We start from the raw sequence: 5,108 nt of genomic DNA, 5'->3' as shown, positions 1-5,108 counted from the left end.
TTCCCGCTTGTATCCCCGCCCGCACTGGGCGAGGGTTTACGCGGATGTTCGCTAAGTATCCGTGACGAAAGATAAAAACAACGATCCCACCTGATACTACAACAGGATTATGAATCTTGCTTGCCCTTGAGGGCGTGGTTTTTACCTCATGGTCTGGCCGTTATCATTTGCCTGCCGGTCGTGGCGCATGTCGTCGAGTAGCACGCTGCGGTACTGCGTCACCATGGCGACGATGCAGGGGTAGAGGTCGCAGACGGTTTCGATACCTTCGGCACGCCGCTCAAAGCGCGGTAGCCAGGCCAACTCTGAGCGTACGAACTGCTCAAGGCCCTGCAGCATTTCGTTCTGTGCGAAGCTTTCCTGAGTATTAGCAATGCGCTCCCAGCCGGTGGCCAGGTAGTCGAGCATGATGGCTAGGTGATCGGCGGGCTCCTTGAACTGGTCGTCGACTTGATAGCCGGCGGCCTTGAGCCGAACCTCCATGCGCTCGACTACTGGTCGATAGAACATCGCGGTCTGGCCTTCGCCCTGGCTCTGGTAGAGCGAGGCGTAGGGCGGGGCGCTGGCGTGTCCGTCAACCAGAAACAGGCTGGCAAAGTCGGCAGCCAGCTCAAGCTGCGGATGTTCAAGCAGGCGCACCGCATTCAGGGCGTTGTTAAAGCGTGTGATCAACGCTGCCATGGATTCATATTCGCCCAGCGTTTCAAGGATGGGCTTAGCTTGGCCGTCGAAATAGGCCTGTAGTGTGCTGTCGTCCAGCTCGTTGGCCAGCAGGGTGGAAAGCCAGCGGCAGATCAGCGCGCGTTGCTGGAAAGTATCGTCGGACATGGTTCCCCCGGCGGTTTGTCGTCAAGGCTGTCATGAAAATATCGCAACGGGCGTTTTAATGGCCGTTACAACGAAACCGGAGCGGTCGTGGCCGCTCCGGTTGGCTGGGGGCTGATTGTGCAGCCTGGGTCAGATTTCCACCACCTCGGGGCCGCCAAAGGAAGTGACCGCCGGCGCTTCGCCGGTGAATTTCTCGATCTCGACGATGCAGGTATTGGCGCTGGTGGCCTGGGCGAGTCTTGAGGTGCCCACGTCCAGGGTCAGAGTGTTAGGGTCGCCATAGGTGTCCAGCGCACCAATACTGGCATCGGTGGGGCCGTACCAGGCGCCTTCGTGGATACGTACCACGCCGGGCGGGAAGTTTTCGGAGATGCGTGCGCCGGCCAGCAGCTGACCGCGATCGTTGTAGGCGCGCACCAGGTCACCGTCGGCAATGCCGCGTGCCTCGGCATCCTGCGGGCTGATGTAGATCGGCTCGCGACCTTGCACAGCGTAGGTAGCGCGGTACTCATCGGCTTCACACATCTGTGAGTGCAGACGCTGGTCCGGGTGGACCGACTGCAGCCACAGCGGGTGTTTATCTGAGCCCGGGCCACCGTGGGAGCGCTCGGTTTTTTCCATCCAGGTGGGATGGCCCTTGCAGTCAGCGTAGTCGTAGCCTGCAATCTTGCGGCTGGTGATCTCGATGAAGCCTGAGGGGGTGCCCAGGGCCTTGATTTCTGGCGCTTCACGGAATGATTGGTGGCGCACAAACAGATCACCCTCGCCGAAGTCTACGTAGCCATCCTGCCAGAATTGCTCGAAGTCTGGCATCGGGTAACGCGCCACATCGCCGCTGGGCGATGGTACCGTGACGTTGTTGGCTTCTTTGCACTCGTCGTAGAGTTTTTTCACCCACTGCATCTCATTCAGGCCCTGGGTGTATTCCTTGGCGCGATCAAAGCGCCTGCACAAGTCGGTAAAGATGTCGAAGTCGGTACGCGAATGGAACAGCGGGTCAACCAGCTTGTGCATGGCGACCAGACCGCGGTTGGCGTAGGAGCCGTAGATGTCGATGTCGTTGCGCTCGAACTGGGTGCAGGCCGGCAGCACCAAATCCGAGAAACGGCAGGTAGCGTTCCAACTGTAGTCGATGGTGACAATGGTCTGCAGGCGATGAAAGGCCTTCTTCATGCGGTTGCGGTCCTGGTGGTGATGCCAGGGGTTGCAGCCGCTGAACACGCACATCTTGATGTCAGGGAAGGTGACTTCGCCGCCGTTGTACTGGATCTTGCTGCCTGGTTCGAGGATGCCGTCGATCCAGCGTGCCACCGGAATGGTGTCGCTGGCACCGTTGAAGTCGGTGTTGTCGTATTTGGGTTTCTTGCCGGCATCCACGTTGCGCGGGAAGGCTCCCGGTGCGCTAGCACTGGTGGCCGGCACACCGATGCCGCTGTAATGGTGGGCGTAGCTGATGCCGCCGCCGGGCAAGCCGATCTGGCCGAGCATGGCGGCCAGCACGGCACCCATCCAGTAGGGCTGCTCGCCGTGCTGCTGGCGCTGGATCGCCCAGCCAAAAATCAGCTGGGTACGGTCGCTAGCCAGCAGGCGGGCAAACTCGCGGATGTCGTCGGCGGGCACGCCACAGATGGGCTCGGCCCACTCTGGAGTGCGCTCGATACCTTCGTCGTCGTCTTCGCCTAGCACGTAGTCCATGAAAGGCTCAAGGCCCAGCACGTAGTTCTTAATGAACTCTTGGTCGTACAGCTCTTCGGTATAGAGCGTATGCGCCAGAGCCATCATGAAGGCCACATCGGTCATCGGGTTGATGTAGCGTTGTTCGCAGTCCAAATAGTTCTGGGTCTTGGTGCGAACCGGGTCAACACTAATTACGCGGATGCTGCCATCGGCAATCTTCGCCTTGAGTTGTTTCAGGTACTCGTAAGATTCATGGGTCTCACAGTTCCAGCCGACTTGCAGGTTTTTGTACGGGTCGTTGGCCCACAGTACGATGGTCTTGCTGTTATCGAGGATCAGCGGCCATGAGGTGCCTTGGCTGTACACTTCAGTGGAGCCCAGCACGTAGGGCAGAATGCCCTGAGCCGCGCCAGTGGAGTAGTCGCCTACTTTCTTAATGAAGTTGCCGTGCATTGCCACCGCACGCTGCATGTGGTTGCTGCAGCTGTGTACCTGGCCGGTCTGGCGCCAGCCGCTGTTACCGGCATACAGCGCCCAGGGGCCGTAATCCTGCTGCATGCGTTCGAGCTCTTCATAGAACAGGTCCAGCGCAGCATCCCAGCTCAGGCGCACAAAGCGGTTGTCACCGCGCTCTGTGGTGTCGCTGTTTTCGCGATTCTTGAGCCAGTCCAGCCGCACCATGGGGTAACGGATGCGTGACGGGTTATAGATCAGGCCCTGGATGCCGTTGAGCATGTCGGTGGGGTAGTTGTCACGCCCGAAAGGGCGCACTTCTGCTACTCGGCCACCTTTGACCAGCGCTTCGAAAGCGCCCCAGTGCGAGCCGGCCATCTTCCATTCACCAGCAAAAGAAGTGCTGGCCTCAACACTGCGAACCAGCAGCGAGGGGCCGATCAGTGAGGCGGCTCCGCTGGCCGCTACGCCCTTGAGAAAGGTTCTGCGTGTAATTGCCATGGATGGTGTGTCCTCTTGCATCAGTGCGCAGCGTTTGAATAGTCGGAAGAGTGGGTCTGAAGATACTTCAGCACTAGCGCCTGGGTTTGGGCGTCCATATTGGTGAAGCCCACCATGCCTGCAAACATCGCCGGCCAGGTGTTGGTGTCAAAGTGACCCGGTGCCGGTTCGGAGTGACACACGCTGCAGCCATTGCTGTAGGTTTCGCTGGCATAGTCCCATAGCGCTTCCTGTGATGGCGTGAAGGCCTTGTCATCGGTCCAGAACTGGGCAGTGACTTTGTTCCAGGTCAGGCCGGTCAGCTCATCGACCTTCTCTTCGCTGCGTTCAAACAGGGCATCGTTCTGGGCGGTATCCTTTTCCAGTATGGCGCTGGTGATGTTCTGGCCGAAGTCTTCATAGAGCACGCGGCCAAAGCCTTTGGTCTTGCGCCAACTATTGATGGCAAGCTGTGATTTGTCACCGCTGCTGCTCAGTATCGTGACTTCGCTGGCAGACTCCAGCGTGCCTGCAGTCTGGGTCAGTGCCTCATCTTCATAAAGCGTGATTGGCTTGACGGTGTAGTAGACCTGGTCAGCCTCAAGGCGCGTATTTTCGGCCTGTTGCTCGAGGCGGGCCAGCATCGGGTTCTTGAAGTTCATCTGTTCAGGCAACTCGTGGGCAATGCCTTTGTGGCAGTCGATACAACTCTGGTTCTTTTCGGCAGCTGGGCGCATGAAGCGCACTGCCTCATCAGACATCCTGTTCCAGTCCATGCTGTCGTAGTCGTGGCAGTTACGGCACTCCAGCGAGTCGTTGGCCGAGAAGCGTTGCCATTCGTGCTGGGCCAGCTCCAGGCGCTTTTCGAGGAATTTCTCGCGCGTGTCGATGGTGCCAAAAATGGTGCCCCAGACTTCTTTGCTGGCCTGCATCTTGCGCGCAATTTTATCCGTCCAGTTATGGGGCACGTGGCAGTCGGGGCAGGTGGCGCGCACGCCGGTGCGGTTTTCCCAGTGCACCGTCTGTTGCAGCTCTTGGTAGACGTTGTCGCTCATCTCGTGACAGCTGACACAGAATTTTTCTGTGTTGGTGGCTTCCAGCGCGGTGTTGAAGCCACCCCAGAAGATCACACCACCGATAAAGCTGAGCAGAACGATGACGCCCAGGCTGATGTGAACCGGTGGGCGTTTCAGGGTTTGCCAGATCGTTTTCAAAATCCGCATCGTGCGATGCCTCGTGTTTCAGACGTGTTTCAGAAGAGTTCAACAGGGGAAAATCATCAGCAGCGATGTGAAGCAGGTACGCGGAAAACGGGCCGATATAGATAGGGCACCATCAGCTGAATCATGCACCAGGGCGGTCTGCTGTTAAGCAGGCTCAGATACCGTGCCCGGGCGGCCCGACGAACATCTGCAGGATCCACACTGCGAAGCCATAGCCAGCGACGACCAGAACGCTAAGCAGAGGGAAGACAACGAAAACAACGAACAGCATGGTCAGCCATTCGCGCTTTCTGCTTGAGGGTGGAGGGTTGTTCGCGCTTTGCATGTCGACGGCTCCGCTAACGGACGTGATGAGTGGGTCTGGATTGAAATATGGAGCAAATAATTGTAACGTTTAAGTGGCTATTCAAAATTTATCGTGCGCTCAGACCCGTAGCCGTCGAGTAG

At 58.3% G+C, this 5,108-nt stretch carries 4 protein-coding genes; all 4 read right to left on the bottom strand.

The features are described from left to right. Nucleotides 1–141: 141 nt before the first annotated feature. A complete protein-coding gene (gene torD / locus ACTH3D_RS12575) occupies nucleotides 142–828 on the bottom strand; it encodes a molecular chaperone TorD (protein WP_441667468.1) in 687 nt (228 codons plus the stop codon). 129 nt (nucleotides 829–957) lie between these two features. Beyond that, on the bottom strand, nucleotides 958–3,459 hold the full coding sequence (gene torA, locus ACTH3D_RS12570) for a trimethylamine-N-oxide reductase TorA (RefSeq protein WP_441667467.1): 2,502 nt from the start codon (nucleotides 3,457–3,459) through the stop codon (nucleotides 958–960). Between the two features lie 20 nt (nucleotides 3,460–3,479). Further along, nucleotides 3,480–4,661 (bottom strand): pentaheme c-type cytochrome TorC, encoded by a 1,182-nt coding sequence (gene torC / locus ACTH3D_RS12565; RefSeq protein ID WP_441667466.1) that lies wholly within the window; start codon nucleotides 4,659–4,661, stop codon nucleotides 3,480–3,482. A gap of 154 nt (nucleotides 4,662–4,815) precedes the next feature. Next, on the bottom strand, nucleotides 4,816–4,986 hold the full coding sequence (locus ACTH3D_RS12560; protein WP_441667465.1) for a periplasmic nitrate reductase, NapE protein: 171 nt from the start codon (nucleotides 4,984–4,986) through the stop codon (nucleotides 4,816–4,818). Nucleotides 4,987–5,108 lie beyond the last annotated feature (122 nt).

The organism is Halomonas sp. (assembly GCF_052095765.1).
In the GTDB taxonomy this organism is placed as follows: Bacteria; Pseudomonadota; Gammaproteobacteria; order Pseudomonadales; family Halomonadaceae; genus Halomonas.
Note: the sequence above shows the minus strand (reverse complement) of the source record. Positions and strands in the feature narration are given on the sequence as shown.

What these genes read in the sequence shown, in the direction of transcription:
- torD (WP_441667468.1), bottom strand. Translation starts at nt 828, where the DNA reads ATGTCCGACGATACTTTCCAGCAACGCGCGCTGATCTGCCGCTGGCTT.
- ACTH3D_RS12560 (WP_441667465.1), bottom strand. Translation starts at nt 4,986, where the DNA reads ATGCAAAGCGCGAACAACCCTCCACCCTCAAGCAGAAAGCGCGAATGG.
- torA (WP_441667467.1), bottom strand. Translation starts at nt 3,459, where the DNA reads ATGGCAATTACACGCAGAACCTTTCTCAAGGGCGTAGCGGCCAGCGGA.
- torC (WP_441667466.1), bottom strand. Translation starts at nt 4,661, where the DNA reads ATGCGGATTTTGAAAACGATCTGGCAAACCCTGAAACGCCCACCGGTT.